Raw genomic sequence first — 26663 nt, 5'->3', positions numbered from 1 at the left:
AAAACAACTAAACATTCCCTAATAAAAATACTGGGATATACGGAATCATTCCGCATTTTTTTATGAAAGCGTAAATAAAAATGCTGAATTCGGGATAAAATACGAAAGATATATATCTTTCGTACAACATTATCCTAACATTTTTCATCATATTTCGGCAATATTCTAACATAAAAAATAATTAAAAAATTATATGGAAATTTTATATTTAACAGAAAAAGGCGGGATTTGGCACATGAACGTTGAAATTAATGTTGACCGTACGTGGCAGGATGACTTTTTAACACGAGTGCAAGATGATGGTCCATGGTCAAATTGGGAGCTATATAATCTGGCATTTGAAACCGAAAAACGCCTTCTCATCCCTAAATTCGAAGGATTACAAGCGCCAAAACATTTGCCTGATTTAACTCCATTGCCTCACCAATTGGAGGTAGCAACAACTGTAATTGAACAAATGAATGGAAAAGCTATTTTGGCAGATGAAGTAGGACTTGGGAAGACCATTGAAGCAGGATTGATTTTAAAAGAATATATGATTCGGGGTCTTGTAAAAAAAGTATTAATATTAGTTCCCGCTTCTCTCGTTTCTCAATGGGCATACGAACTGAACACAAAGTTTTATATTCCTGCCATTGCACAGCGAAAAAGCTATTCCTGGGAGCAATGTGATGTAATTGTTTCTTCTATTGATACAGCAAAACGGGCACCGCACCGAGATATTGTGTTAAATCAGGAATATGACTTAATTATCATCGATGAGGCACACAAACTGAAAAACAATAAAACAAAAAACTATGAATTTGCCCAACTACTAAAAAAGAAATTTTGTTTGTTATTAACAGCAACTCCTATTCAAAACCGAATTGATGAAATTTTCAACCTTGTATCTTTATTAAAACCCGGTCATCTTGGAAATCAATCTAACTTCGAAGAATATTACGCTTCTAAAAATCGTACGATTGAAACAGATCAGCATTTAAAAGAACTCATTAACAAAGTAATGGTACGAAACCGGCGCAATGATACGGGAATCGGTTGGCCAAAACGCCATGTTCATACGATGTTCGTTGAATTTAACGAGGAGGAAAAAGGATTATACGATGCAATTGAATCCTGGCAGGATGAAAATGCCTTTACTTCTGCTTTTTCCTCCTTAACATTGAAGCGAGAAGCCTGCAGCAGCAGAGAAGCTGTTTATTTCTCTTTAAAAAAGCTCGTGGAAAAAAGAATGCGAGAAAATGAACACTATAAAATGGAACCCCATATTGAACTTTTAATGGAAAAAATCAATGTAATCCCTTCTAACACTAAAGCAAATAAAGCACTTGAGATTATTAAGGAAATTGGAGATAAAGTCGTAATTTTTACCGAGTACCGCGCATCTCAAATGTATTTGCAATGGTTTTTAAAACAGCATGGGATTTCATCAGTTCCCTTTCGGGGCGGATTTAAACGCGGAAAAAAAGATTGGATGAAAGAATTATTCCAAAATCATGCTCAAGTTCTAATTGCAACAGAAGCAGGAGGTGAAGGAATTAACCTTCAGTTTTGTAACCATATGATTAATTACGATCTTCCTTGGAATCCGATGCGCCTGGAACAACGAATAGGGCGGATTCACCGATTAGGACAAAAACACGATGTACATATATACAATCTCGCAACAAAGCAAACAATTGAAGAGCATATACTAAAGCTTCTATACGAAAAAATTAATTTATTTGAACGAGTCATTGGGGAACTAGATGAAATTCTTACACGAATTGACATGAAAAATATTGAAAATCATATTCAAGAAATTTTTACAAATTCCAAAAGCGAAGGTGAAATTCGAATTAAAATGGATAATCTTACATCCATTATCGAATTTGCACAGCGCAATACAAAAGAGGTTGACCGTTATGCAGCAACATGAAATTCATGACTACTTAACTCGTTTTTTCGAAGCAAATCACTGTGAAATTTTTGAACGGAATCCTTTCTTTATTGATGTTCAGTTGACCGTAGAGATGGACAAAATGCTGATGAATCGCCCCTTTTACTGGCACTATCTTGAAAAAACGGGGGGAACCCCGAACCCTATGCGCTTGACCTTCATTACGGACCAAACTAAAGTTCCTGAAGAGGTAAAAGGGGACGTTATTCATTACGGATCCCCTCGTCTTCACCAAGTGTTTTCTGCTGTTCGTGAACTTGGCAGTTACATACGCTTATACGAAGATGTCCGGTCTAATGGTGGTATGCAAAACCTCCCCTTAGATCCTTGGCTCGGCGTCAATATGAAGGTTTCCTATCAATGCGACAGAAAAAAAGATATATTGTTCTCATACGGCTTACATTTAATCACCGGTACCATCATTGACAACTTTCATGAAACTGTCCGATCATTACCGCTTACACCAAAAATCCCAGACTTTTGCTTTACACTAGCTCCATTGATTAAACCGCAAAGCGGACTCATACGCATAGAACAAGCTGTAAAGGCAAACATAGCTGAGGATGATCATTCTTGGGCAGACGCTGCAAGAGAACGATGGAATCATGATTTAAAGCTTTTACAACAATTTTATGAAGATGTTGAGAAACTTCCTGAGAGTTATGAAACGGAGAAAGCAGCATTGCAAGAACAGTACGAACCAAAAATCAACATTACATTCATTAATAGCGGGCTTTTTTATTTAACGAGAGGCCGCATATAACTGAAACCCATAAGAGCATCACTATAAAAGCAAATTTTTTAGACTGCTCCTAATCGTGTACCAGACCTCATCTATTTCTTTAACTGTAAGTCTACTGGATAAAAATAAGAGCACGGGAATTTCCGTGCTCTTATTTTTTAGATTTTACCGTTATATTTCCGACCATCGTTATGATCTTCGTTGTTAATCTTGGACATCCTTTTTTGATAAGCTTTCGTATGGGCACTTACATGGTTGGCATCACTTGCTTTATTCTTTTTTGAACCGCCTGACCCTTCACTCATCATGACACCTCCTAGCAAATTGATATGCTTTTCTATCTTCTGCAGATGCATAGGATATAATACACATTTAATGCGACTGCTACTCATAAAAAAACAAGACACTTCGCCCGTGTCTCGCTTTTATTCTTCCACATATTTACTAAGCATGTCATGCAAACCTCTGTTTACTAAATAAGAAATTTGTTCCTCTGATTTATTAGGATACCGATCCTTCACTCGAATAGAAGCCTTCGCAATTAAATTTTCTAAGATTGATTTGCCGTTTTTTCCATATATAGCTTCAGCATATTTGATCAGCTTTTCATCCTCTACATAAATTCCTTTATGATTAGCAAAAAATTTACTCATCAATGCCTCACCTCCCACCTTTTGGTAACGTTTACATTTTTGCGTACGTACACAATATATTAACTTTTTTATAATAGTAAATTCAGGTTAGCTCTATTATAATGCAACATTGAGATAATCTTCACATGAAATTTAAGGAGATTTTGTGAACGATTTGCTCTAACAATCCCCTCTGACAATCGTTTGCACAAAAAAATGTTTGAACCATAAGTTATGTAGTATGTGTATTCTATAATCTCGTTCCCAATTCCTTCTTATTTACGTAAGAAATAAAAAAATCAAGTACATTTGTACTCAACTTTTTTCTATACCATAAATATGCTTGAACAGTATTTTCTCTAGTAATTAATTCCCTAGCAGTTGTAAAACCGTATACATAATATAGCTAAGTAACCCAGTGACTATACCCGCGCATAAACTGAATGTAACTAAAGCCCAAGCTGGAAGCTGTTTCTGTTTTCCCATCGTTTCACCTCAAGTTTTTTTATAAACTATAGACGTTTTTATTTAAAAATATACGTATAAAAAAATGAAATGAGGTTAAACTAAAAGAAACAACAAGCTGTTTCTTTTATGTCCTGCCGATTGCACATCGAGCAGGATTTTTTATTGCAAAAAAAATACGCCTCTCTTATAAATGAGTAAGCGTATTTTATCATATGCTTGCGTTCCACTTTTCCCAAAACATCCTTAAGCATCTTTCTTCTTTAGTGTGTGTATTTTACGGTAGTATAGAGCAACACTAAGAGGCAGCACGCCAAACCATCTCACCAGAAACGGTTCTTTTTCCATTCTCTTTTGCGCACGTTTTTGTTGCCGATCAGCTTTTGGACTATCCATATATGTGACAAATTGCTGCGTAACAAATTTAACATAATCATTTGTTGACATACTATATCACCACCAATAATAATCTTTCTAAGTGCTTAGTATACCCATCAGATTATATTTTAAACTTCTTCTCTATCTCATCAATGACCTCTGCTGGCTGTTTGTTTGTCGTATCAATACTAAAATGCGCGTCCTCATAAAAGGATTGCCTTGTATGAAATAATGTAATAAACGAGTCGATATCATCCTGATTAAAGAGCGGTCTTGTATTATCATGTTGTAGCCTTTTTGTAATTACAGCTGGATCACAGTATAGATAAATAACAATTCCATGTTCTTTCATCCACTTTCGGTTTTCCTCCTTGATGACTGTCCCCCCTCCTGTAGTAATGATTACATCTTGAGTAGGAAGCGAGTGAAGTATCGTGCTTTCGTATAGGCGAAACTGCTCTTCCCCCTCTTCTTGAAATATATCCACAATTTTCTTTTGCAGCTTTTGTTCTAAGTATTTATCCGTATCGATAACCGGTACTTGCCACTGTGCACTCAATGCTTTCCCAACAGTCGTTTTCCCTGCTCCCATGAATCCGGTTATATATATCGGTTGCATACCTTCACCTCATTTCTTTCCAGTTCATAATCTGATTCGTTGCCTGATTGTATTCAAATTGTATCTCATATTTTCTATTCTTCACAGTCGTACATTTAACAGTTACCTCTAAAATTTCTGAAATTGAGTTTGAAGAATGGAATACAGCAACTGTACCATCTTCATATTGAAATACCATTTCTTTTTTCGCTTCAAAGGAGTTTAGAGTACTTTTAAAATCCAGAATCGCATTATGCATGAGAATATCTAATGCTACTATCTCCTCGCTCTCAGCATAAAATCTTTTTTCCAGCAACAAAAGGTTTGTTTGGTGCATAAAGAAAGAGATAATAATCAATGAAAAAACAATGGTAACAGGCAACGAAAACCCTTTTTCATTTTTCACTCTCTCTCAACCCCATGAAATCTTGTGATAACTCTTGTGTATATCTTATTCTTAACATCAACAACGGTTATAGCTAGTCTATTGCCATGTGATTCAAACGTTGCACTTCTAATATTTTGAAGCAATATCTCATACCCTGAATTATTAATTTGACGAATCAATCTCATTCCATTCATACGGTATGTGATTAGTTCGTTAGTCTGGGAACGTAATTGAAGTTGTGTCGATTCCTTTTCTAAGGAGCGTGCCTCACGAAATTCAATTTCTGCCTGTTTCAGAAAAACATTCCATTCAAATACATTCATCCCGTTTTGATCATACATAGGGAATAAAAAAGGCTGTAGTCGCGGCGTAATGAGAAGTATCATACAAGAAATAGAGAGGGTTAGAAGGAGCTCAATCAATGTAAAAGCGGCTTGTTCTTTAAGAAGCTTTAACATCCTTACACCTCTTCATCTCCCGATTCTTTGCGTCTTGCCATTGAACACAGGCAGTAGTACCAGTTTCTTCGATTGTTCGTATCCATGTAAAGACAAACTCTTTATTCTCAACCATTCTTATTTTTGAAACAGGAAAATCAGTTGTTTCAGTTACAGAAAATACCTCTTCTTTAAGAAGAATGGTCGCCGTTTGCAAAAATTGTATGTTTTTACGTTCTTGAAGAATATATACCGTTTGCGGAAAGAGAACACAGCAAATAATTACTAAAATACCGAGAGCCGTTATCATCTCTACTAAAATATATCCCCTTTCATATCTCATTATAATAAAAACGACCCTTTCCTAATTGAAACACAATCTTATACGTTTTCTGTTTATAGTACACATAAATTGTGCCTCCTCGATTAATATTGCCCTTACCCGAATACGTCATAATGCTGGGAAAGGTGTGTAAGTCCACCCGAATCTTTTTATCATAATAGCGGCTAAGGAGAGGACCTTCTTCATAAGTTTGCTGAATAATATATCGATGAGATTGCGGAAACCATTGCAAATTTGTTCTTTCACTTGTACTCATCGCTAATTCCTGCATAAACAAAATATCCTCATTCAATTGTTCAAAAAATTGTTCGGCTTTCTTTCCTTCGTATAGCGGGATAAGATTAACGTAAGCTAGTCCGCTAAGCAAAGAAACAACAAATAAAACCAAAAGCATTTCAAGTAAGGTAAAGCCATCCTCACTCCTTATATAAATCATGGGGAGGTTGGACTTGTTGCAGATACAGCCCCGGTTGTTGTATCTACAACTAACTCTCTTCCATCAGGACATGTTTCTGTTGCAATATAATTGCCGTTTTTCAGTTCACCAATTGAAGGAAACTTATTATGCTCAAGTTCATATGCTTGTGCTTGCGCTTCAACAGATTTAATCAACGCTTCACAGCCTTTACTTTGGACCGCACTGCGTTGCGTAACAACATTTGGGATAATAAGCAGCAGCAGCACCGATATGACCAGCATCACTAGCAGCATTTCCAATAGCGTAAATCCCTTCTCATTCATCAAATTATTCCTCCTTATATCGAGTGAATCATTTTAAACATCGGGAGCATCATGGATAAATATAAAATCATAACCGTAATACCCACAGCAGCAAATATGATAGGCTGAATAACAGTAAATAACGTATTTATACTCCCTTCTAGCCTTTCAACTATTATTTCGCTATAATCCGATAATTCATTTGCCAAAGTGCCGTTAGCTTGTCCATGCATAATGACATAAGCTAACTGTGCTTCAAAGTATCCCCGAGCTTCTATTACAGTTTCTAACGCCTCTCCATTAATGAGCATTTGCTTAATGCAGCTTGCTTCATATTGAAAAAATGGGTGATGATTTTGCCTTTCTATAAGCGCCAATGCTTCTAATACAGACAAACCAGAAGACAGAAGAATACTTAATTGAGAAGCAAAATATTGTGAGTTAAGTGAAAGGCATAATCGTTTTATTCCGGGTATCTTTAAAAGGAAATTCATTTGCTTTATTGGAGACATTTTTTTGAAGTACCACCAATAACCAATGCTCATGAACAGGAACAGAAAAACCACAGCACCTAACAAAACAGGTACTAGTTTGATGAAAGTTAGGAGCAAAATTATAATAGGAGAGGGCTTTTCCTGAAACCCTGTATACAAGGCTGTAAATTGAGGAAGTAAAACCGTATGAAAGATAATGAAAATAAAAAGCAAAAATATGCTTAAAAAAATAGGGTACCGCAGTATTTTCTTTAATTCTTCTTTCCTTTTTTGCTTTCTGCTTAATAACACGCTCCCTTTTTGCAATGCAAAAGCAATATCACCGTGACGCTCAGAAAAATATAAATAGCTCAATAAGTCAGAATGCATTTGCATTCTGCAAAAAACTTTATACAAACTGTCTCCGTTTTTCAAAGCATCAATCGCCACTTGAATATCCTGTTGTTTTTCTTGGGATAATTGAATTTGTAAAAATTCTAATGCATGTAAAAAAGCATATCCTTTTTCAAGCAATTGACCAAGTTGTTTCAAAAATACAGCTTGTTCTTTTATGCACCACCTCCTTCCCTTGTGTTTAAACACCTATATCATCTTCTTTGATAAACCCAAGTACATAGCCCTTTTTCAATACTTTTTCTAAAGTGACATATCGATAGACTGCTTGCTCTCCTTTTACTTCTTTTATAGCCTGATGTAACGAATGACCAAAGAGTAACTCATAAACACTTAACCGGTGAATCTTTCGAAACTTTTGACATAAAGGCGAGCATTTTTCTTTACAAAACGGACATTTCAATTCCACAAGCCTTTGAGCTGCGACCCCTAATAGAGATTGTTCGATTTCTTGCATTGAAATGTTAAAATCGATTAAACGAAGAATCGCTCCTTTTGCATCTTTCGTATGCAATGTTGTTAATACTAAATGTCCCGTTAAGCTTGCCCGCACCGCTGCTTTTGCTGTTTCTTCATCACGTATTTCTCCGACCAGGATAATATCAGGATCGTGTCGTAAGATTGCCTTCAAACCAGTCGCATAGGTAATGCCTGCTTTTTCGTTGATTTGAATTTGCAATATTCCATCATTTCTTTTCTCAATGGGATCTTCCAACGTCACAATCCTTCGGTTAAATTGTTTCCGCGCTGTTTCCAACAAAGAATACAATGTCGTCGTTTTACCACTTCCTGTTGGCCCTGTAAAAATAACAAGTCCATGAGAATGGTTGATGAAAGAGAGAAGGGTTTTCGCTGAGCTTGGAAACAAGGACAATTGTGAGAGAGGCTGCGTCTCACTCTGAGGGTGAATCCGGATAACAAGGCTTTCGTTATTAATAGTCGGGAGTGTTGACATACGCAAGCTTACGCTCCGATTTGAAGCATCTAATACCAATGCTCCATTTTGCGGCTTACGCTTTTCTCCAATATCCATAGCAGCTAAAAACTTGAAATGAGAAACCAGCTTTTCGCATTGTTCCTTCGTAATTACCTCAACATTAATCAAATCTTTTCCAATTCGCAGCTGAATGACTGCGTCTTGCCTCCTCGGTACAATATGAATATCCGATGCTTTTAACTCAAAGGCTTCATCCAACACTTCATTTGCAAGCTTTTCGATAGTGTCCACTATGCATCTCCTCCTTCTCTTTATGTATATCAAAAAAAAAATCCTATACGCAAACTAGTGTTTTTTTATTTTCAGTGTATAAAAACACTGTTTTTTTCTAATGTTAAACTTATGAATATCAGAGGAATCTCGTCTATTTTCATCACCATAGAACATTCTGATACTTTACTAGTTCATTCAAAAGCAGCGTTAGCAATAAAATTAAGGCTCACATTTGTAAGCTTTCATACCCAGTGCACTTACTATGCAATCAAACATTGTTTTCACTTCGTCTCCATTTTTTAGAAGTGAATTGTCCTTTTTTCAGGTCAAGTTTTCTTCGTGTAAATGTTTACAATGGGAAGAAATTTAATTTATAATATATGAGAATAGAAAATACGTCCAAAAGGGAGGGGAAATTATGGATCGTATGTTTCGCGTGTTAGGCTTCTGGACAGGTATTTTCGCCGTGATGTTCTATCTAGGTCACATGCATGCTACTGCTTTATTATTCTTAGGTCAAACAGGCTTCTTTGTTTTATTAGGCTACTTAAAATTAACAGAACGCATGTACATTTATATCTTCGGCGCATATTTAACTGTGTTCTTTGTCGGATTTACATACTACACCACTTTCCTAATGGTTCCTGGTATGGAATAAAATAAAAAGAATCCCATATATCTATGGGATTCTTTTTATTTTGCTTAAAACGTTCTTCTCCTTACAAGATAGACTGTGTTAAATAGTTGTGTTGTTCAAGATATTGAATACCTTGAAGAGCTGCGCTTGTAAGATTACTAAATGTTTTGTTACAATCCTTGCATTTATATTGCTAACGACCATTATATTTGCAACACCTAACAGCAAAACCATTGACAATGGATAGATTTAAAACCTTTTGAGAAACGTTTATTACGATTACACGAATCCAAATTGATAAAGGTAAAATTTTATATTTTACATTATATACGTTCTTAAAACGGCTTGCCTAACGTAGATATATATTGAAGCAAGCTATGGAAACCTTAGGCACTCATGAAGAAACGACCAGTACTTGCATTGATTACAACATCAAACATAAAGGAGGATAACTATCAATACAGTTAATTAACAAAATCTAAAGATAAATGAAGAATATAACACTTTTATAACCAAGTAAAACCATATGTTTTATTATGTTCACATTTATTAATTAAGGGGGAAGAAAATGGACTCATTTTTGATTGGACTCAACGTATTTTTTATGCTGATAAGTGTAGGCCTCTTGTATTATATGCAAAAAAAGCACGTGTCCTTTACAAAAAGAGTATTTGCGGGTCTCGGAATTGGAATTTTATTTGGTTTTTTGCTGCAAGTATTTTACAAGCCTGACTCAGAAGTCATTATTCAATCCAATAGTTGGTTTAGTTTAATCGGCAGCGGATATGTTAAACTGCTGCAAATGGTTGTTATCCCGTTAATCTTGGTGTCCATTATTTCAGCCTTTACAAAGCTTAAGTTTTCTAATAATCTTGGAAAAATAAGCGGCTTCATCATCGGCATTTTGTTACTGACAACTGCTGTTTCTGCTGCTATAGGAATCGCTACCAGTCTTGGTTTTGACCTGAAAGCTGTTGACATTCAAGCAGGTAATGCAGAAACAATACGAGGACAACAATTAGAGGAAAGGCTTCCAACAATCGAAAATATGCCGCTACCGCAAAAGGTGCTAGAATTGATTCCGTCTAATCCCTTCTTAGACATGACAGGAGCCCGCTCAACTTCGACTATTGCTGTTGTGATTTTCGCTGCTTTTATTGGTGTTGCTTATTTAGGTGTCCAAAAGAAAAATCCGGAGCAAGCAGCCCTTTTCCGTAACATACTGGAATCCGTATATGCTGTTGTGATGCGTGTGGTAACCCTTGTATTACGTTTAACTCCCTATGGTATTCTTGCATTAATGACAAAAACCATTGCGGAGAGCGACCTTAATGCAATTTTAAAACTAGGCAATTTTGTAATAGCGTCGTATGTAGCACTTATCATTATGTTCGGAATTCACTTATTGCTCATTCTGTTAGTAGGCTTAAATCCACTTCAATATGTAAAAAAGGTATTTCCAGTTCTCTCCTTCGCCTTCACTTCACGTACAAGTGCTGGGACAATGCCTTTAAATATTAGTACGCAAACAAAAAAGCTTGGTGTATCTGAAGGAATTGCCAATTTTGCAGCGTCATTTGGGGTATCGATTGGTCAAAATGGCTGCGCCGGTATTTATCCAGCCATGCTTGCTGTTATGATTGCACCAACAGCAGGCATGGACCCTACAAAACCTGGGTTTATTCTGATGTTAATAGCAGTGGTTGCCATCAGTTCTTTTGGAGTTGCAGGTGTAGGCGGGGGGGCAACTTTCGCTGCATTAATTGTTCTTTCTACGATGAATCTGCCAGTAGCTTTAGCTGGATTATTAATTTCTGTAGAACCATTAATTGATATGGGAAGAACTGCATTAAATGTGAGCGGGTCCATGACATCTGGACTAATTTCTAGTAAATTATTAGGGGAATTGGATGCGGATATATACAATGCCCCAAATCTAGATTTAGAACAAGGTGACATAGCGTAAGATACAGCTTTTTATTTGATAGCACTTTGCATCATTCGACCAAGGCAAATGAAACAGACCACAATATAGTGGTCTGTTTTTTACTAACGCTCCCTTTTTCCATACTCTCGTTCTTTACTATCACTTTGATTCTAACTAATAAACATACGTATTTTTCATTTCACTACTTGACCATATTATAAAATAATAAAAGGATGTTCTTTATCAGAAGAATGTTCATTCAACATCAAATATGTAAAACTGTTATTCTGTTCCCTTTATTAAAAAAATGTATATACGTTACCTTAATATGGGAAGCTATATAATATACTACATGTGAAAGGAGGAAAACTATGAACTTTTGGGGACCTAGTGCATATGAAAATGTTCGGACACTTGATATGAGAGCAGAATTAGAGAACCTTATAAATTTGGGCTATAGTAACGAACAAGCCATAAGTATGTTACAAAAGCAATATTCTCCTCAAGCTGACAGCACCCCGGCAACAATGGCTGAAACATATATGCCTCTTTCTGCACTTCAGACACAATATGGTGTATTACACGAGGACGCACTTTCCTTATTAGAGGATACATCTGAACTGCCCGTTAGTGATTATGAAACCAACAAAACCTCCTTCGAAAAGCTCAAGCAAGACCTCGAATCATTTAATGGTTAAACAGCACTAAAAAGCCCGTGTTTCGTCTTCTTAAATGGAACACGGGCACAATGACTTATCGAGAAGCGTATTCGCAGACTGATAAAAATTTATCATAAGATAATTAAAAAACTCCATGCTGAGTCTAATTAATATCTCATATACCCATTTTTTTCACACCAATCATGAAAATCTTTAAAACTCACATCAACTAGTACAAGTTCCTTCAATTCTACTTCAATATGAATCACATCATCAATGGTTAATGAATACTCTGTAGAATTCCCTTGTTTATTTCGCCCAATGATTCCAAGTTGATAACTGTGAGGTCCATACTTCAGATATGCTTTTTTCCCTACAATGTCAAATTCCAAATCCCGTCACCTCTTTATTTTTATATCTGTATGTATATTTTCGTTCTCTCAAAAATATGAAAAGTACATCTAATGTTTATATTACGATTGATTACAATATCATTTATTATGTTTCTTCTCTTTAAAAATACTGTAAAAAGAAGATGGATTTCTTGAATTTAGCTAGTTAAGTCACTACAATTAAGTATGAAACAATGTTATTGGAAAAAATTTCTTTATGAGGGGTTTAAATGACAGAAAAAACAGCTCTTAAGATAATACATGAATTAAACAAATTTGGATTTGACAATGTGGAATATCATAAAGGATTTAAGAATTTTTATTTTCAAAATGACTCAGACTTTATGAATAACTATGTGACAATTACCTACAGTGATCATTTCAAAAGATTCAACGTACAAGTTCATCCAATGGAAACTGCTAACATAACAGAACTAGAAGAAGTAACAAAGCGAATTTATAAACTGACTCAATGTATCGCAAAACTAAATACTATACTTGAGCAAGACGAAACACAGGGAGATTCTAAGCTTGTTATCTAAAGAATAAAGAACGTGAGCATTCACGTTCTTTATTTTATGTATTCTTCTAATAAAATGTGCAAATTCAATTCTCCATCTGTCACACGGTTTAGTACATCTGCAACCTCACCTAATGTCAGATCAAAGATCGTTGTTTCATTTTGAACATATGGAAAATCACGAAGCCTCTTTTCGACTTTTTTAATTATGTCCTTTGTAAAGTATTCACTCTCTATGTTAAACATAGTTTCGAACACCACTATACAATCTAGAAAATGAAAGCCTAAGCCGTTGATAAACGTAATAAGTTTCTCACGTGAAGGAGCGGCAAATACATAAGTCTCCATTTCCGCAAACAACTGATTTCCCATCACCTCTCGTAATTCTTCATCGTACTCTCTTGTCAAAATTTCGTCAAAATCGTAATCGTCTACTATCTCTTCAACTTCTTCTCCTTCTCCAAACAATAATTGGGTTCGAGAAGCACCTTGTTTAAACTCGCTTTGTTGTACAATTTGAAGGAAACTGGTTTCCCATCCATGTTGTAAATTCATTATTTTCTCCTTTCTATTCATCCTTGAATTGTTGATTGCATTCTTCTTTCTACAAAGGTTTTTATTCTTTAGAACTTGTTTCAATTTTCCAGCTGGAAACAACATAGTATTTCATTATACTTCCCTCCCCAGTCTATACAATCACAAATTTGAGGCTCTTTACTGACAGTGATACACAAAGGCAGGAGGAAAATTGATTGGCTGAAAGGAAATTATAACATGCTTGAAACGTTTCTCTAACTTCTTTCTTAGCTGAAGAGAATATTGATAGGTTACAAATACACCTCCCTGTTTTAAGCAAGATTGAATCTCATCTAATAATTGATTTTGCAGTTCTTCGGAGAAATTTGCAAATGGTAACCCGCTAATAATATAATCAGCTTTTCTCCCTTCCAATGCAGAAGCAAGGTTACGTGCGTCATGAAAATATAATAATCGCGGATATTGCTTTTTCAGTTTTTCATACATCTCTTGGTCATTCTCAAAAATAAGGGCTTCTCCCTTTATTTTATCATTAATAATTGTTGTAAATACTCCTGTCCCCGCCCCTAATTCCACAAGGGTACCACAGTTTTCCCAATCTATATCTTTTAGCATCGTACGTGCTAAGTATGAAGAGCTTGGCGCCACACTTCCGGTTGCACGAGGCGAAGTAATGAACTTACGCAAAAATAATAACTGGTCTAGCATCTCTTTTCTCTCTCCTATTTATTATCCCTTATAATTCCTATGTTATTTGTAGGATATTAACAAATAGAACAATGGTGACAAAAAGAGCATATTCCAAACTACCTATTTTTCACATGTAAAAGAAACATATTGTTAATAATTCAAACATGCCTGTAATTTACTTGTATACCGGCAAAGGACAAGCATTTACGAATTTTATGATAAAATGGGAGGGGCTTTGAAAAGTACAAGTACGAAGGATGATATTGAAATGGATTGTTTGTTCAGTGCCTAATGAACAAACAGAAACCTTTTCTGCTGCTCAGGAGAGGTGGAAGGAATTAGAAAACATCGCAGGTTTCCAGTGGCAAATAGGAGGATGGACGAAAATTGGAGAAGCTTGTATTTTAGCGTGCTGGAAAAATCAAAATAGCTACGACAACTTTATGAAGCAAATTCATGATCAAACTTATTTACAAAGCAACCACCAGAACACATATGATAGTATCTCCGTTACTCTTTACGAAGGAATTACTTCACCAACCAATATTATTCCTTTACTTCAAACAAAAATACAGTTATTTGCAGAAGAGATAACAAGGATTCCAGAAAAGCACACTTATCTCATTGCAGGAAAAAATATACTGCATTACCTTATAGCCTTTCTAGAACCACCTTCCAGCGGGAAACACATTATAATCTAACCCAGCTGGTGTGTTTATGGAAAAAGTAAAGAGAAACATTTTGATTGATTAAACAACTAGTATTATAAAAAAGCTAGGAGGGATTAAAAACCAATTTCTTTTTCTTTCTCTTTTTGTAAGCTTTTTTTACTCAATATATCAATTTCTGCTTTAAATTCAGTTCGTTTTAAATCTCTCTCTTGTACAAAGGGCCTAATAAAAAAATATAAAAAACAGCCTAGATACAATATTATACATATAATTAGTACAATATCTTCAGTCATATTAAAGTACATGTTATACCTCCAAACCCTCTCCCACTGTTTTTATTAAACTAAAAACACCCTCTTAAACTCTGTTATTGTAGCACACTTTACAAGCTCCAACGACTATTGCTGATTAAAATTTAAATATTTATAATTTATGAATATTTAATATATTAAACTTTTTCTTAGCTTGTGAATCGTTTCCATCACTTTCTTACGATTCTCTTCTGTATTTTCTTTATGTCTTGCATGAAGAAGTACAGGACGAACAGACTCTACGGACCGGCCAAACTTATACATCCATTCGTATCGTGGAACCATCCACGTATGAAAATGATGACTCGTATCTTCGTTATAGAAATAATACACATACTCAATACCCAATATTTCTCTCTGCGCTTTTTTGATGGACGTCAAAACCTCTATATACTCTGCTCTTTCTTCTTTTATTAATTCATCTAAACTCTTAATATGCCTTTTAGATGCTAATATGACTAAACCTTCAATAGGGTATGCAACGTCTTGATGAGCATGAAAATATTCTGTTTCTATAATAATACCGCCGTCCGGTTCAATCAATCCACTCGTGATGGCACAGCTTAAACACTCAACTTCAACGGTTTGTCCGTTTGCTAAAGTAATCACTCTCACTCTTTCACTCCCCTTCTTTTAGCTATTATAATCAAAAATTTAGAACACTCTATGAAAAAGACGCATTATTTCAATGCGTCTTCGCTCTCTTTAATCTGTTACCTCTACAAGTTGTTTTCCAAGATTATCTCCAGTAAACAATCCTAAGAAAGCTTGTGGTATATTTTCAAAGCCCTGTACAATATTTTCTTTATATTTTATTTTTCCTTCTGCTACCCATTGGGCTAATTGGGAAGCACCTTCTTTAAAACGAGGTGCGTAATCATTGATAATAAACCCTTTCATCAATGCGCTGTTGATCACCAATTGTGTTTGTACACGGGGACCTAAATCCGCTTGCTGTAAGTTATACGATGCGATTTGTCCGCAAACGACAATACGAGCTCCTTTATTAATATTGCGGATTACATAATCTGAAATATTTCCGCCCACATTATCAAAATATACATCAACTCCGTTTGGACATGCTTCTTTTAACAAAGCTTTCACGTTATCTGTTTTATAATTAATTACTGCATCAAATCCAAGTTCTTCTTGCAAATATGTAATCTTTTCTGCTGAACCGGCTATTCCTACAACACGGCACCCTTTAATTTTTGCAATCTGTCCGACTACCATGCCAACAGCTCCTGCTGCTCCACTTACAACAATGGTTTCACCTTCTTTAGGCTGCCCGATATCCAATAAACCGAAATAAGCTGTTAAACCAGGCATACCAAGTACTCCAAGAGAAGTTGTTACAGGTGCTACTCCTGTATTAATTTTACGAATTTGAGAGGCATTTGCTACACAATACCGCTGCCATCCTAACTCACCGATCACAATGTCTCCTCCTACAAAACGATCTGACTTAGATTCGACAACTTCCCCCACTATTCCCCCGGTAATAACTTCGTTGACAGCATAAGGAGCGACATAAGATTTTCTATCACTCATCCTTCCCCTCATATAAGGATCAACGGAAATATACTTTGTGCGAATTAATACCTGTCCATCCTTCAATTCAGGAACAGGAACCTCAACAAATTGAAAATTCTCTTCCGTTGGCATGCCTGCGGGACGGCTTGCCAATACAACTTGTTCATTTTTTCTCATATCTTTCCCTCCTCTTTTTCTTAAGCCACAATCTTATTCTATCATTTTCTTATAATTCTGAAAAATCTTAAAATCTTCATTTATTATGTATGATTGAACTAAAATGCAGAGGAAATAGTGAAAGGACTGACTAACCATGCTTTACAAAAACAAATGGAGTTTCTGATTGAAATCGACAAACTGAAACATATTTACAGACGTTCTGTTTTAGTGGATAGATCTAGACATGAAAATGATGCAGAACATTCCCGGTACTTAGCAATAATGGCACTTATTTTATCTGACTATGCTAACGAAAAAAAACATCTCTTTGCTTCATGTTATCAAGATGCTGCTCATACATGATATCGTGGAAAAAGAATAACGTTACGGAGGATAAAGTACTTCAACGTAATACTATCATAGGTGGAGGCTCAAAAGCGTTATGGGAATACGTACAAATACTTATTGAAGATGTTGTAGAAAAAGGTTATTTACCAAAAAAAGAAGCCGATTGAACTAAGTTCAATCGGCTTCTTTTTAGGAACGTTCAATATAGGAAAGAATTTCATCTAGAGTGCTCTCAGCAGAGTAGTGCTTCATATTTTGGATGTAGCCCTGACGATTCGCATATAACTCCTGGATAGAGCGAGCAAGGGTCTCCTTTGTCAAATCTTCTTCGTATAACACTTGACAATACCCAAGTTTCTCAAAAGATTGCGCGTTCAATATTTGGTCACCTCTGCTAGATGCTTTCGACAGGGGAATTAACAGCATCGGCTTTTGCAGCGTCAAAAACTCAAAAATAGCGTTCGATCCTGCACGAGAAATAAACATATCTGTTGCGGCAAACACATCCGCCAATTCTTCATTTATATACTCAAACTGTCTATACCCAAGGCGGCCTTCATACTTTTCATCCTTATTGCCTTTCCCGCAAATATGGACAATTTGATACGTTTGCAGCAGGTTATCAAGCAGCTCACGTACGGCGCTGTTGACACGAACAGATCCCAAGCTTCCCCCCATCACCGTAATAACAGGCTTAGCATTCGTAAATCCAAGAAAATGCAGCCCTTTTTCTTTGTTGCCCTTTAAAATCGCTTCACGAATAGGTGATCCTGTATGAACTGCTTTATCCTGCGGCAAATGACGTTTTGCTTCTGCAAATGTTACGAAAATTTTAGAAGCAAATTTTACCGAAATACGATTGGCAAGCCCTGGTGTAATGTCAGATTCATGTATGTACACAGGTACTTTATTCAACCATCCACCAATAACTACAGGTACTGATACGAAGCCTCCTTTGGAAAAAATCACATCTGGTTGCAGCTTACGAATCTTCACATACGCTTCCATGACACCTTTTGCTACGTTAAATGGATCCTTGAAATTTTTCAAATCAAAATATCTGCGCAGCTTACCGCTCGAAATACCATGATACGGAATGCCTTCCTTCTCAATAATCGTTTTTTCAATTCCGTTCTTAGAACCAATATATTGAATGTCCCACCCGCGTTCTTCTAGCTTCGGAATAAGCGCTAAATTTGGTGTTACATGTCCGGCGGATCCCCCACCTGTAAATACGATTCTCTTCACGATTTTATCTCCTTTATTATGGACTCTTCTATTATTATACTGCGGAAATGTAAATTATTGTACTTTAAGCATTATAAGGACAAAAAAAGACAAATGCAATACACTGCATTTGTCAAACACTAAAATAGCGGGCTTCCGGGTGAGCAAATACCATCGCTGTAACAGAAGCTTCCGGTTCCATCATAAATCCTTCTGTCAATCTAATTCCAATTTCTTCTGGCTGGATTAAACCGAATAATTTTTGTTGGTCGGCTAATTCCGGACAAGCCGGATAACCGTAAGAAACTCGGATTCCTCTGTACTTAGCACGAAACCTTTCTTCCATTGTCATTTCAGGCGCATCTGGAAATCCCCATCGATCTCGCATAAGCATATGTGTTTTCTCCGCCAATGCCTCTGCCATTTCCAACGCTAAGGATTGAAGAGCATGGCTGCGCAAATAATCTCCCTCGTTCTTCAACTTCTCTGCTATTTCTCGTATACCGTTTCCTACTGTTACGGATAAAAACCCCACATAGTCCATCTCATCTCCTACCGGACGCAAATAGTCTCCTAGTGTACGGTACGGCGGTTTGTTCTGGCGCGGAAATGTGAAGGTTTCAATCACACGTTCCTGATTGTTCGGATCATAAATAAGAATATCCTTACCAGAACTTTGGGCAGGGAAGAATTGATATACGGATTTTGGACGAAGTACTTCTTGTTCATCCCGCAACAGTTCATGAATCAAATCATAGAGCTCCTGCGCACGTGGATCTCCCTCCTGCAATAGTTTATGAACGTTTCCTTTTAGACCAAGATGGTGCCCAAGCAGCATTTGCATGTTTATAAACGGAACAATATGCGATACTGGAATATCCCGCAATACTATTCGCTTTGTAGAAGACGGAATTCGAACTTCTGCTTTTGCTAAAGGTACCCGTTCATTTACAAGTACAGGAGTGTTTTTGGGCATTTCCACTTTGACTTTTGCTTGTTTCCTTACTTTGTCTTCTTCCAATTTTTGACGCTCCTCTTCGTGTTGAAGACGGTTGGCTAAATCTAACCCATTCATTGCATCACTTGCATATAACACTAATCCATCATAAGCAGACGAAATTTTTGTTTCTGTAAACTTCCTTGTTAAGGCAGCGCCCCCTACCAAAATCGGAACATGAATATCGGCAGATTTCAAGTCTCCTGCTGTTAACACCATCTGCTGAGCAGACTTTACTAGCAGTCCTGATAATCCTATAATATCAGGTTTATACTGACGAACTTGTTCAATCAATGTGTCAGAGCGAATATTGATGCCAAGATTAATAATTTCAAATCCATTGTTTGTCAAAATAATCTCGACCAAATTTTTACCGATATCATGTACATCTCCTTTAACGGTCGCTAAGAGTACTTTCCCTTTCTTAGCTGTATCCGTTGCTTCCATGAATGGTTCTAAATAGGCGACTGCTGCCTTCATAGCCTCTGCACTTTGAAGTACTTCTGCCACAATCAATTCATTATTGTTAAATAGACGCCCAACTTCATCCATTCCTGCCATTAGCGGACCATTAATAATGGTAAGAGGTGCACGACCTTCATCCAAAGCTAGCTGCAAATCATCATGCAGCCCTTTCTTTGTTCCTTCAATAATGTAACGGGCTAACCGCTCATCCAAAGTTAAAGTTTCTTCCGGCTTCTCCTCTTTTCTTTGCGCCGTTCTATAAAAGCTTGTGAATTGTTCTAATACTTCATTACTCGTTTCAAAAAGAAGCTGGTCTGCCAACTGTTTTTCTTTTTCCGGAATGGATGCATAGCGCTCCAGTTTTTCTGTATTGACAATGGCATAGTCGAGCCCGGCTTTTGTAGCATGGTGCAAATAAACAGAATTTAATACTTCTCGTCCTGCAGGAGGTAAACCAAAGGAAACATTGCTTACTCCCAATATCGTCAAGCATTCCGGAAACATTTCTTTAATCAGCTGAACTCCCTCTACAGTAGCAGCCGCAGCGCCAATATACGCTTCATCTCCCGTTCCAACTGGAAATACGAGCGGATCAAAAATAATATCAGATGCTCGAATTCCATATTTTTCAGTTAGTAAGGTGTAGCTCCGTTTAGCAATTTCCAGCTTTCGCTCTGCCGTTACCGCCATTCCTTTTTCATCAATTGTACCGACAACTACTGCAGCACCATAGCGTTTCGCCAACGGGACTACCTTTTGAAATCGTTCTTCTCCATCTTCAAGATTAATAGAATTAATGATTGCTTTTCCTTGAGAGTACGTAAGCGCTCGCTCAATCACTTCTTCATCAGTAGAATCTATCATAAGAGGAACTTTAATTTTCTTTGTTACCTCCTGTAAAAACTGCTCCATGTCTGCTAGTTCATCTCTGTCTGGATCGGCCATACATACGTCAATCACATGTGCATTCCGTTTCACTTGTGTTCTTGCAATCTCAGATGCTTCTTCAAAATTTCCGGCTGCAATCATTCTCTTAAAAGCACGAGATCCTATAACATTAGTTCGCTCTCCAACAAATAACGGACGCATTGATTCCTCATAGTTTAATGCTTCAAGTCCACTCACAGCATGACCTTCACGAATTCTTTTACAGCGTGGCTGAATTCCTGCCAATGCTTTCTTTATCGCTTGAATATGCTCAGGTGTTGTCCCGCAGCAGCCCCCTACAATATTCACCCAGCCCTGTTCTCCAAATACTTTCACTTTAGCAGCTAAGGATGCGGGAGACTCATGGTAATGCCCCTCTTCATCAGGCAACCCTGCATTTGGATAAACGGAGGTGTACGTTTCAGCCAATTCAGATAGAGTACGTAAATGTTCACGCATAAATTCCGGCCCTGTAGCACAGTTAAGACCTACAGAGAGCGGCTTCACATGTTCTACTGATAAATAAAAGGCCTCTATAGTTTGACCAGCTAGCGTCGTTCCCATCGGTTCGATAGTCCCGGAAATCATTAAAGGAACTTCTGTTTGCAATTCTTTTGCTGCTTTTTCAATTCCTAAACACGCTGCTTTTACATTTCGCATATCCTGACTCGTTTCTACAAGAAGAAGATCCACTCCACCTCTAAGCAGCCCTCTTGCTTGCCGGTAATACGCCTCCACCAACTTCTCAAATGTTACTCCTCCCGTCACACTGATAGCTTTTGTAGTTGGTCCCATCGCTCCAGCTACATATACTTCTTTACCAGTATCTGCTACGGCCTGTTTAGCTATCTGGGCAGCAATCTCGTTTAACTCTTCATCCAAATGCTCTAATCCATAATCACTTAATACGATATTCGTTGCACCAAAGGTATTTGTTTCAATAATATCGGCCCCCGCCTCTATATAAGCCTTATGGATATTTAAAATAACATCCGGTCGTGTCTTTACTAAATATTCATTACATCCTTCATATTGTTCTCCTCCAAAATCGGAAAAGGTCAAATCTTCTCGTTGAATCATCGTTCCCATGGCTCCGTCTAAAATTAGAACCCGTTCCTGCAGCGCTGCTTCTATCCCTTTCATATACTTGCTCCCTCTCTTTGATTTTGTTTTTGTTTAACATAGCGGACAAGTGCTTCTGTCATTTCATATTTTAAAAATGGTGTAATCAGATAAATTCCCTTAAACAAATCCATCGCTGTATCGAGCAATTCTTTTGCAATACTTATCCCTTCCTCCACAGCTTGGTTAGGGTGTTCCTGACCCTCCATTCTATTTCGTACATCCTCCGGCAAAGTGATTCCCGGTACTTCATAGTGCAAGAAATCCGCATTTTTCTTGCTGACAAGCGGCATAATACCAACGAAAATTGGCTGTTCAATATGTTTTGTTGCTTCGTATGTCTTCAATAATGTTTCATTATCATAAATTGGTTGCGTCAGAAAATAATCTGCACCTGCTTCAATTTTTTTCTCCATTCTCCTAACAGCAGCATCTAAATGCCGGACATTCGGATTAAAAGCGGCTCCTACCATAAATGATGTTTTTTGTCCGATACTCTTTCCTGAAAATGAGCGCCCTTCATTCATTTCTTTTATTAAACGAATAAGCTCGAAGGAGGAAATATCATAAACGGAAGTAGCACCTGGAAAATCCCCCACCCTTGCCGGATCTCCGGTTAATGCTAGCACATCATGAATTCCGAGCGATGATAAACCAAGTAAATGCGATTGCAGACCGATAATATTATGATCCCGGCATGTTAAATGAGCAAGAACAGGGACCTCTGAACGTGTTAACAACGCTCCCATGGCCATATTAGAAATACGGGGGGAAGCAAGAGAATTATCTGCAAGTGTGATAGAATCTGCTCCCGCTCGCTTTAATGCTTTAGCTCCCTCAAAAAAACGTTGTGTATGTAATGTTTTAGGAGGATCCAATTCTACTATGACTGTTGTCTTCTTTTTTGCCTTATGAGCTACTGAAGATACAGATGCTGCAGTTTCAGATGAAACAATGATAGGTGATTTTCGTTTTATGACTGCCTTTGAAATAACTGGTTGCATGTAGGCTACCGCCTTCTTCATCGCTTCAATATGCTCCGGTGTTGTCCCGCAGCAGCCTCCTATCAGACGTACCCCTTGTTCTGCAATGCGTTTTGCCATCACCTCAAAGTATTCACAGCTCGCTTCATAGATGTAACGTCCATCTGCATATCTAGGGAGACCTGCATTTGGATAAGCTGATAAAAATCTATTTTCTGGAATTTTCACAGTTTGCAAAGACTCAATCATATGAAGGGGTCCAAGCCGGCAATTTAGTCCGGCTACATTGGCACCGACAGAAAGCAATTCATCCAACACAGCTTCAACTGGTCTTCCGCTTTGGGTCAAGCCAACTTCATGCAAAGCAAGCTGCGCAATAATAGGAATATTCGTACGTGGACGTAAAATACGGACTGCGTCTAACAGTTCTTTTTCATCATAAAATGTTTCCAATAATAAACCATCCACATCTTCCTCCATAAGCGCATTGGCTTGTTCCAAAAGCATAAATTCACGCTCGACTGAAGTAGTTGTGATGCTGCCAAAATGCTTCATGCCACCTATTGTTCCTAAAATGATAGTATCCTCATTTGCTGCTTCTCTTGCATTTCTAACAGCAGCTCGATTGATGGCAGTTACCTGATCATCTAATCCATGCATACGCAATTTACCTTCATTTGCTCCGTATGTATTAGTTTGAATAGCATCAGCACCTGCCTCTACATACTGTTGATGAATAGAAATAATCCGCTCAGGATCTGTAATATTCAATTCTTCAAAACAGCTTTGTAACCCGTAAGTATAAAGCAGCGTCCCCATAGCTCCATCTCCAATCACGAGCCCTTCTTTTAATCGCTTTAATAATTTCATATTTTACCTCCTCTAATAAGAAATACGTATCGAGTCCACCTTCCCCATTGGTTATCTTTCTCTTAATCAGGCAAGGAGGTTTTCACAAATATAAGTACGTAGCAGCAGATAAATAAAGAATATAATCAACTATAAAAACCCCCTCTGATATGAAGAGGGGGTTCGCCTCATCTTATCATTCAGAACTCTGTTCTGCAGGTAGTAGCACCGTTTCAAACAAATGTTTGAAGGTTGCCGGGCTTCATCGGGCCTTTCCCTCCGCCGCTCTTGATAAGAGTATTTAATTTAGAACTAAATTTCTTTAGGTTTACAGTTAATTGTGTTCATCCTTAGTAACGCGCAATTTTTCTCTAAAATTATCATGCTCTGACTCACAAGTCAATTAATTTATTTTAAATTTCAAAATATTGTTGCATTTCAAAATAGTTTTGTTATACAGTATAAAGAACAGTTGCATATATCTTATCCAGAGAGGTTGAGGGACTGGCCCGTCGATACCTCAGCAACCATTAACGCTATGTTAAAAAGGTGCTAATTCCAGCAAATTCATTTGAATTTGACAGATAAGAAGAAGACCGTGAAATCAAAAGCCTTCTTCAAGAAGGCTTTTCTTTATGAAAGGGAGGAAAAAGAAATGTTTAATACAGAAACAAAATTAGCCCAAATCGGTAACCGAAGTGAAACAGCAACAGGGACAGTCAATCCGCCTGTTTATTTTTCAACTGCCTATCGGCATGAAGGGATTGGACAGTCAACTGGGTATGACTACATACGGACTGGGAATCCAACTCGACAGTTACTAGAGCAAGCTATCGCTGATTTAGAGGAAGGCGATCAGGGGTACGCATGCAGTTCCGGAATGGCTGCCATTTTGACCGTTCTATCTTTATTTCAAACAGGGGATGAATTAATCGTTTCACGTGATCTGTACGGTGGAACATACCGCTTATTTGAGGAAATATATAAGAAATGGGGATTGTGTTGTAAGTATGTAGATACAAATCGTATAGAAGATTTACATCAAGCTGTTTCTCCAAAAACAAAGGCTATCTTTCTTGAAACACCAACCAATCCGTTAATGCAAGAAACTGATATTGAAGCAGTTTCTTCTGTAGCTAAACGTCATAATCTTCTACTCATTGTCGATAACACATTCTATACTCCATTTTTACAAAAACCGATTCCTCTCGGTGCAGATATTGTTATTCATAGCGCTACAAAATATTTAGGCGGACATAATGATGTGTTAAGCGGACTTATTGTAGCTAAAGGAAAAGTACTCTGTGAATCACTTTCCCGTTATCATAATGCTTCAGGTGCAGTCTTAAGTCCATTTGACTCTTGGCTTCTTATGCGCGGCATGAAAACTTTGGCATTGCGAATGAAAAAACATGAAGAAAATGCTAAAATAATGGCTGCTTACTTAGCAAATCATCCGAATATCACAGATGTTCTTTATCCAGGTAAAGGGGGAATGTTATCCTTCCGTGTACAAAAAGAACATTGGGTAAATCCATTTTTACAATCTTTAAAACTCATTACCTTTGCTGAAAGTCTAGGAGGATTAGAAAGCTTTATCACCTACCCTGCAACACAAACACACGCCGATATTCCAGAAGAAATTAGAATTGCAAACGGAGTATGTAATCGTTTGTTACGTTTTTCTGTAGGTATTGAAGATGCAAACGATTTAATAGAAGATTTACAACAAGCACTCACGGTCGTTCAAAAGGAGGCTGTATTGTGACAAACTACCAATTTGATACACTTCTTCTGCACAACAAATACAAATATGATGAGACTACTGGTGCAGTAAGCGTACCAATCTATAATGCTTCCACTTATCATCAATATGATATAGATCATTTTGGAAAGTATGATTACAGCAGAAGCCTAAATCCTACACGTGAAGCATTAGAAGAAACCATTGCTCTCTTAGAAGAAGGAACTCGTGGCTTTGCATTTGCATCCGGTATGGCAGCTATTTCCACAGCATTTCTTCTTCTATCTCAAGGTGATCATGTTATTATTTCTGAAGATGTGTACGGAGGGACCTATCGTGTTGTAACAGAAATTTTGAGTCGATATGGAATTGAATACACATTCGCTGATATGACAAAGCTAGCTGAGGTGCAAAACGCCATCCGTTCAAATACAAAATTGTTTTACATTGAAACACCTTCCAATCCTTTACTAAAGGTAACTGACATTCGAGCAATTACTAAAATAGCTAAAAAACAAAAAGCTTTGACCTTTGTTGATAACACATTCTTAACTCCAATGCTGCAAAAGCCGCTTACCCTCGGGGCTGATATCGTTCTTCACAGTGCAACAAAGTTTTTGTCTGGTCACAGTGACGTTACTGCCGGACTAGCGGTTGTCAAAGATGAAGCTTTAGGGCAAAGACTTGGATTTTTACAAAATGCGCTGGGGTCCATTTTAGGACCTCATGATGCTTGGCTTGTATTGAGGGGCTTAAAAACACTACAGGTTCGACTTAACCAATCTGTAGCATCTGCTTCTGTTCTTGCTTCTTTCTTAGCAGAACAGCCTCAAGTAAAAAAAGTATATTATCCAGGTCTCCAATATCATTCAGGACATATGCTGCAAAATGAACAGGCTTTGGGCCATGGAGCCGTCCTATCCTTTGAATTAGAAGATGAACAGTCACTGCGCAGCTTTCTATCTCATCTGAAACTACCTGTCTTTGCAGTAAGCTTGGGAGCTGTAGAATCTATCCTTTCTTATCCAGCAAAAATGTCGCACGCTTCCATGCCTCAGCACGAAAGAGAAAAACGAGGAATCTCGAACTCCCTCCTTCGTTTATCAGTGGGACTGGAGAATACAGAAGATTTGATTAATGATTTTTATCAGGCTCTTCGCCTTGTAGATACAAAACAACACATAAAATAACGGAAAAAGAACCTGCCTGTGCAGGTTCTTTTTCTA

31 protein-coding genes and 2 riboswitches are annotated in these 26663 nt (G+C 37.3%); of the genes, 11 read left to right on the top strand and 20 right to left on the bottom strand.

All coding sequences use genetic code 11. From position 1 onward, the window contains the following. The first annotated feature begins 235 nt into the window (after positions 1 to 235). Together J7Q84_RS08220 and J7Q84_RS08215 are read left to right on the top strand one after the other, a co-directional pair. A complete protein-coding gene (locus J7Q84_RS08220; RefSeq protein WP_209094040.1) occupies positions 236 to 1918 on the top strand; it encodes a DEAD/DEAH box helicase in 1683 nt (560 codons plus the stop codon). Continuing rightward, a complete protein-coding gene (locus J7Q84_RS08215; RefSeq protein ID WP_209094039.1) occupies positions 1905 to 2702 on the top strand; it encodes a YqhG family protein in 798 nt (265 codons plus the stop codon). Before J7Q84_RS08220 ends, J7Q84_RS08215 begins: the two co-directional genes overlap by 14 nt. Before the next feature lie 137 nt (positions 2703 to 2839). On the opposite strand, the gene J7Q84_RS08210 is transcribed toward J7Q84_RS08215, so the two are convergent. The 11 genes from J7Q84_RS08210 to comGA form a co-directional block, all read right to left on the bottom strand. Then, positions 2840 to 2986, bottom strand: a complete 147-nt coding sequence (locus J7Q84_RS08210) for a hypothetical protein (RefSeq protein ID WP_209094038.1) — start codon at positions 2984 to 2986, stop codon at positions 2840 to 2842. 120 nt (positions 2987 to 3106) lie between these two features. Beyond that, the gene (locus J7Q84_RS08205; RefSeq protein ID WP_209094037.1) at positions 3107 to 3334 is read right to left on the bottom strand and encodes a hypothetical protein; all 228 of its coding nucleotides are present in this window, start codon (positions 3332 to 3334) and stop codon (positions 3107 to 3109) included. Between the two features lie 690 nt (positions 3335 to 4024). Then, positions 4025 to 4225, bottom strand: a complete 201-nt coding sequence (locus tag J7Q84_RS08200; protein ID WP_209094036.1) for a YqzE family protein — start codon at positions 4223 to 4225, stop codon at positions 4025 to 4027. 52 nt (positions 4226 to 4277) lie between these two features. Further along, complete coding sequence (locus J7Q84_RS08195; RefSeq protein WP_209094035.1) at positions 4278 to 4775, bottom strand: shikimate kinase; 498 nt, start codon at positions 4773 to 4775, stop codon at positions 4278 to 4280. Positions 4776 to 4779: 4 nt separating this feature from the next. Then, a complete protein-coding gene (gene comGG / locus J7Q84_RS18345) occupies positions 4780 to 5160 on the bottom strand; it encodes a competence type IV pilus minor pilin ComGG (protein ID WP_209094034.1) in 381 nt (126 codons plus the stop codon). Further along, positions 5157 to 5600 carry a competence type IV pilus minor pilin ComGF gene (gene comGF, locus J7Q84_RS08185; RefSeq protein WP_209094033.1) on the bottom strand — a complete coding sequence of 148 codons (444 nt, stop codon included), beginning with the start codon at positions 5598 to 5600 and terminating at the stop codon, positions 5157 to 5159. Before comGF ends, comGG begins: the two co-directional genes overlap by 4 nt. After that, positions 5584 to 5922 carry a type II secretion system protein gene (locus J7Q84_RS08180; RefSeq protein ID WP_209094032.1) on the bottom strand — a complete coding sequence of 113 codons (339 nt, stop codon included), beginning with the start codon at positions 5920 to 5922 and terminating at the stop codon, positions 5584 to 5586. The genes comGF and J7Q84_RS08180 overlap by 17 nt, the downstream gene beginning before the upstream one ends. Then, positions 5912 to 6358, bottom strand: a complete 447-nt coding sequence (comGD, locus tag J7Q84_RS08175; RefSeq protein WP_209094031.1) for a competence type IV pilus minor pilin ComGD — start codon at positions 6356 to 6358, stop codon at positions 5912 to 5914. Before comGD ends, J7Q84_RS08180 begins: the two co-directional genes overlap by 11 nt. Further along, positions 6355 to 6666: a competence type IV pilus major pilin ComGC gene (gene comGC / locus J7Q84_RS08170; RefSeq protein WP_209094030.1), complete on the bottom strand. Its 312-nt coding sequence runs from the start codon at positions 6664 to 6666 to the stop codon at positions 6355 to 6357. The genes comGD and comGC overlap by 4 nt, the downstream gene beginning before the upstream one ends. Before the next feature lie 11 nt (positions 6667 to 6677). Continuing rightward, on the bottom strand, positions 6678 to 7718 hold the full coding sequence (comGB, locus tag J7Q84_RS08165; RefSeq protein ID WP_209094029.1) for a competence type IV pilus assembly protein ComGB: 1041 nt from the start codon (positions 7716 to 7718) through the stop codon (positions 6678 to 6680). Then, a complete protein-coding gene (comGA, locus tag J7Q84_RS08160; protein WP_209094028.1) occupies positions 7711 to 8757 on the bottom strand; it encodes a competence type IV pilus ATPase ComGA in 1047 nt (348 codons plus the stop codon). Before comGA ends, comGB begins: the two co-directional genes overlap by 8 nt. A gap of 400 nt (positions 8758 to 9157) precedes the next feature. On the opposite strand from comGA, the gene J7Q84_RS08155 reads away from it, so the two are divergent. The 3 genes from J7Q84_RS08155 (at position 9158) to J7Q84_RS08145 (ending at position 12001) form a co-directional block, all read left to right on the top strand. Continuing rightward, the gene (locus J7Q84_RS08155; RefSeq protein ID WP_209094027.1) at positions 9158 to 9397 is read left to right on the top strand and encodes a DUF2626 domain-containing protein; all 240 of its coding nucleotides are present in this window, start codon (positions 9158 to 9160) and stop codon (positions 9395 to 9397) included. A gap of 547 nt (positions 9398 to 9944) precedes the next feature. Next, positions 9945 to 11342, top strand: coding sequence for an L-cystine transporter (locus J7Q84_RS08150; RefSeq protein ID WP_209094026.1), 1398 nt, complete (start codon positions 9945 to 9947; stop codon positions 11340 to 11342). A gap of 332 nt (positions 11343 to 11674) precedes the next feature. Further along, positions 11675 to 12001 (top strand): hypothetical protein, encoded by a 327-nt coding sequence (locus J7Q84_RS08145; RefSeq protein WP_209094025.1) that lies wholly within the window; start codon positions 11675 to 11677, stop codon positions 11999 to 12001. A 128-nt stretch (positions 12002 to 12129) separates the two neighbouring features. On the opposite strand, the gene J7Q84_RS08140 is transcribed toward J7Q84_RS08145, so the two are convergent. Continuing rightward, positions 12130 to 12354 (bottom strand): DUF3912 family protein, encoded by a 225-nt coding sequence (locus tag J7Q84_RS08140; protein WP_209094024.1) that lies wholly within the window; start codon positions 12352 to 12354, stop codon positions 12130 to 12132. Positions 12355 to 12584: 230 nt separating this feature from the next. Between J7Q84_RS08140 and J7Q84_RS08135 the strand changes: the two genes are divergently transcribed. Next, positions 12585 to 12896 (top strand): hypothetical protein, encoded by a 312-nt coding sequence (locus tag J7Q84_RS08135; protein WP_209094023.1) that lies wholly within the window; start codon positions 12585 to 12587, stop codon positions 12894 to 12896. A 29-nt stretch (positions 12897 to 12925) separates the two neighbouring features. Here J7Q84_RS08135 and J7Q84_RS08130 read toward each other — a convergent pair whose 3' ends face one another. Both J7Q84_RS08130 and J7Q84_RS08125 read right to left on the bottom strand, forming a co-directional pair. Beyond that, complete coding sequence (locus tag J7Q84_RS08130; RefSeq protein ID WP_209094022.1) at positions 12926 to 13429, bottom strand: hypothetical protein; 504 nt, start codon at positions 13427 to 13429, stop codon at positions 12926 to 12928. A 159-nt stretch (positions 13430 to 13588) separates the two neighbouring features. Next, entirely contained in the window at positions 13589 to 14119 is a 531-nt protein-coding gene (locus J7Q84_RS08125) for a class I SAM-dependent methyltransferase (RefSeq protein WP_209094021.1), read from the bottom strand. A 245-nt stretch (positions 14120 to 14364) separates the two neighbouring features. On the opposite strand from J7Q84_RS08125, the gene J7Q84_RS08120 reads away from it, so the two are divergent. After that, positions 14365 to 14802, top strand: a complete 438-nt coding sequence (locus J7Q84_RS08120) for a DUF4937 domain-containing protein (RefSeq protein WP_209094020.1) — start codon at positions 14365 to 14367, stop codon at positions 14800 to 14802. Positions 14803 to 14885: 83 nt separating this feature from the next. Here the strand turns inward: J7Q84_RS08120 and J7Q84_RS08115 are convergent, their stop codons facing one another. The 3 genes from J7Q84_RS08115 to J7Q84_RS08105 form a co-directional block, all read right to left on the bottom strand. Further along, positions 14886 to 15077, bottom strand: coding sequence for a DUF3966 domain-containing protein (locus J7Q84_RS08115; RefSeq protein ID WP_209094019.1), 192 nt, complete (start codon positions 15075 to 15077; stop codon positions 14886 to 14888). Positions 15078 to 15212: 135 nt separating this feature from the next. After that, positions 15213 to 15698, bottom strand: a complete 486-nt coding sequence (locus tag J7Q84_RS08110; protein ID WP_209094018.1) for an HIT family protein — start codon at positions 15696 to 15698, stop codon at positions 15213 to 15215. Positions 15699 to 15788: 90 nt separating this feature from the next. Further along, the gene (locus J7Q84_RS08105; RefSeq protein WP_209094017.1) at positions 15789 to 16793 is read right to left on the bottom strand and encodes an NADP-dependent oxidoreductase; all 1005 of its coding nucleotides are present in this window, start codon (positions 16791 to 16793) and stop codon (positions 15789 to 15791) included. Between the two features lie 117 nt (positions 16794 to 16910). Here J7Q84_RS08105 and J7Q84_RS18690 point away from each other — a divergent pair, with 117 nt between their 5' ends. After that, complete coding sequence (locus J7Q84_RS18690) at positions 16911 to 17138, top strand: HD domain-containing protein (RefSeq protein ID WP_348519838.1); 228 nt, start codon at positions 16911 to 16913, stop codon at positions 17136 to 17138. Next, complete coding sequence (locus J7Q84_RS18685) at positions 17135 to 17290, top strand: hypothetical protein (RefSeq protein ID WP_348519837.1); 156 nt, start codon at positions 17135 to 17137, stop codon at positions 17288 to 17290. Before J7Q84_RS18690 ends, J7Q84_RS18685 begins: the two co-directional genes overlap by 4 nt. Before the next feature lie 22 nt (positions 17291 to 17312). Here the strand turns inward: J7Q84_RS18685 and J7Q84_RS08095 are convergent, their stop codons facing one another. From J7Q84_RS08095 to J7Q84_RS08085, 3 genes are all read right to left on the bottom strand, one after another. After that, the gene (locus J7Q84_RS08095) at positions 17313 to 18371 is read right to left on the bottom strand and encodes an undecaprenyldiphospho-muramoylpentapeptide beta-N-acetylglucosaminyltransferase (protein ID WP_209094016.1); all 1059 of its coding nucleotides are present in this window, start codon (positions 18369 to 18371) and stop codon (positions 17313 to 17315) included. Positions 18372 to 18483: 112 nt separating this feature from the next. Beyond that, the gene (gene metH / locus J7Q84_RS08090; RefSeq protein ID WP_209094015.1) at positions 18484 to 21882 is read right to left on the bottom strand and encodes a methionine synthase; all 3399 of its coding nucleotides are present in this window, start codon (positions 21880 to 21882) and stop codon (positions 18484 to 18486) included. Continuing rightward, on the bottom strand, positions 21879 to 23714 hold the full coding sequence (locus tag J7Q84_RS08085) for a bifunctional homocysteine S-methyltransferase/methylenetetrahydrofolate reductase (RefSeq protein ID WP_209094014.1): 1836 nt from the start codon (positions 23712 to 23714) through the stop codon (positions 21879 to 21881). The genes metH and J7Q84_RS08085 overlap by 4 nt, the downstream gene beginning before the upstream one ends. Before the next feature lie 169 nt (positions 23715 to 23883). Further along, a riboswitch (SAM riboswitch) is annotated at positions 23884 to 23991 on the bottom strand. 182 nt (positions 23992 to 24173) lie between these two features. Next, positions 24174 to 24284, top strand: a riboswitch (SAM riboswitch). A gap of 64 nt (positions 24285 to 24348) precedes the next feature. On the opposite strand from J7Q84_RS08085, the gene J7Q84_RS08080 reads away from it, so the two are divergent. Then, a complete protein-coding gene (locus tag J7Q84_RS08080; protein WP_209094013.1) occupies positions 24349 to 25461 on the top strand; it encodes a methionine biosynthesis PLP-dependent protein in 1113 nt (370 codons plus the stop codon). Next, entirely contained in the window at positions 25458 to 26627 is a 1170-nt protein-coding gene (gene metC / locus J7Q84_RS08075) for a cystathionine beta-lyase (protein WP_209094012.1), read from the top strand. The genes J7Q84_RS08080 and metC overlap by 4 nt, the downstream gene beginning before the upstream one ends. Positions 26628 to 26663 lie beyond the last annotated feature (36 nt).

This window comes from Bacillus sp. 165 (assembly GCF_017742235.1).
In the GTDB taxonomy this organism is placed as follows: Bacteria; Bacillota; Bacilli; order Bacillales; family Bacillaceae_G; genus JAGHKQ01.
The sequence above is the reverse complement of the archived record's forward strand: the minus strand, read 5'-3'. Positions and strand labels throughout refer to the sequence as shown.

What these genes read in the sequence shown, in the direction of transcription:
- J7Q84_RS08220 (WP_209094040.1), top strand. Translation starts at nt 236, where the DNA reads ATGAACGTTGAAATTAATGTTGACCGTACGTGGCAGGATGACTTTTTA.
- J7Q84_RS08215 (WP_209094039.1), top strand. Translation starts at nt 1,905, where the DNA reads ATGCAGCAACATGAAATTCATGACTACTTAACTCGTTTTTTCGAAGCA.
- J7Q84_RS08210 (WP_209094038.1), bottom strand. Translation starts at nt 2,986, where the DNA reads ATGAGTGAAGGGTCAGGCGGTTCAAAAAAGAATAAAGCAAGTGATGCC.
- J7Q84_RS08205 (WP_209094037.1), bottom strand. Translation starts at nt 3,334, where the DNA reads ATGAGTAAATTTTTTGCTAATCATAAAGGAATTTATGTAGAGGATGAA.
- J7Q84_RS08200 (WP_209094036.1), bottom strand. Translation starts at nt 4,225, where the DNA reads ATGTCAACAAATGATTATGTTAAATTTGTTACGCAGCAATTTGTCACA.
- J7Q84_RS08195 (WP_209094035.1), bottom strand. Translation starts at nt 4,775, where the DNA reads ATGCAACCGATATATATAACCGGATTCATGGGAGCAGGGAAAACGACT.
- comGF (WP_209094033.1), bottom strand. Translation starts at nt 5,600, where the DNA reads ATGTTAAAGCTTCTTAAAGAACAAGCCGCTTTTACATTGATTGAGCTC.
- J7Q84_RS08180 (WP_209094032.1), bottom strand. Translation starts at nt 5,922, where the DNA reads ATGAGATATGAAAGGGGATATATTTTAGTAGAGATGATAACGGCTCTC.
- comGD (WP_209094031.1), bottom strand. Translation starts at nt 6,358, where the DNA reads ATGATTTATATAAGGAGTGAGGATGGCTTTACCTTACTTGAAATGCTT.
- J7Q84_RS08155 (WP_209094027.1), top strand. Translation starts at nt 9,158, where the DNA reads ATGGATCGTATGTTTCGCGTGTTAGGCTTCTGGACAGGTATTTTCGCC.
- J7Q84_RS08150 (WP_209094026.1), top strand. Translation starts at nt 9,945, where the DNA reads ATGGACTCATTTTTGATTGGACTCAACGTATTTTTTATGCTGATAAGT.
- J7Q84_RS08145 (WP_209094025.1), top strand. Translation starts at nt 11,675, where the DNA reads ATGAACTTTTGGGGACCTAGTGCATATGAAAATGTTCGGACACTTGAT.
- J7Q84_RS08135 (WP_209094023.1), top strand. Translation starts at nt 12,585, where the DNA reads ATGACAGAAAAAACAGCTCTTAAGATAATACATGAATTAAACAAATTT.
- J7Q84_RS08130 (WP_209094022.1), bottom strand. Translation starts at nt 13,429, where the DNA reads ATGAATTTACAACATGGATGGGAAACCAGTTTCCTTCAAATTGTACAA.
- J7Q84_RS08125 (WP_209094021.1), bottom strand. Translation starts at nt 14,119, where the DNA reads ATGCTAGACCAGTTATTATTTTTGCGTAAGTTCATTACTTCGCCTCGT.
- J7Q84_RS08115 (WP_209094019.1), bottom strand. Translation starts at nt 15,077, where the DNA reads ATGTACTTTAATATGACTGAAGATATTGTACTAATTATATGTATAATA.
- J7Q84_RS08105 (WP_209094017.1), bottom strand. Translation starts at nt 16,793, where the DNA reads ATGAGAAAAAATGAACAAGTTGTATTGGCAAGCCGTCCCGCAGGCATG.
- J7Q84_RS18685 (WP_348519837.1), top strand. Translation starts at nt 17,135, where the DNA reads ATGATATCGTGGAAAAAGAATAACGTTACGGAGGATAAAGTACTTCAA.
- metH (WP_209094015.1), bottom strand. Translation starts at nt 21,882, where the DNA reads ATGAAAGGGATAGAAGCAGCGCTGCAGGAACGGGTTCTAATTTTAGAC.
- J7Q84_RS08085 (WP_209094014.1), bottom strand. Translation starts at nt 23,714, where the DNA reads ATGAAATTATTAAAGCGATTAAAAGAAGGGCTCGTGATTGGAGATGGA.
- J7Q84_RS08080 (WP_209094013.1), top strand. Translation starts at nt 24,349, where the DNA reads ATGTTTAATACAGAAACAAAATTAGCCCAAATCGGTAACCGAAGTGAA.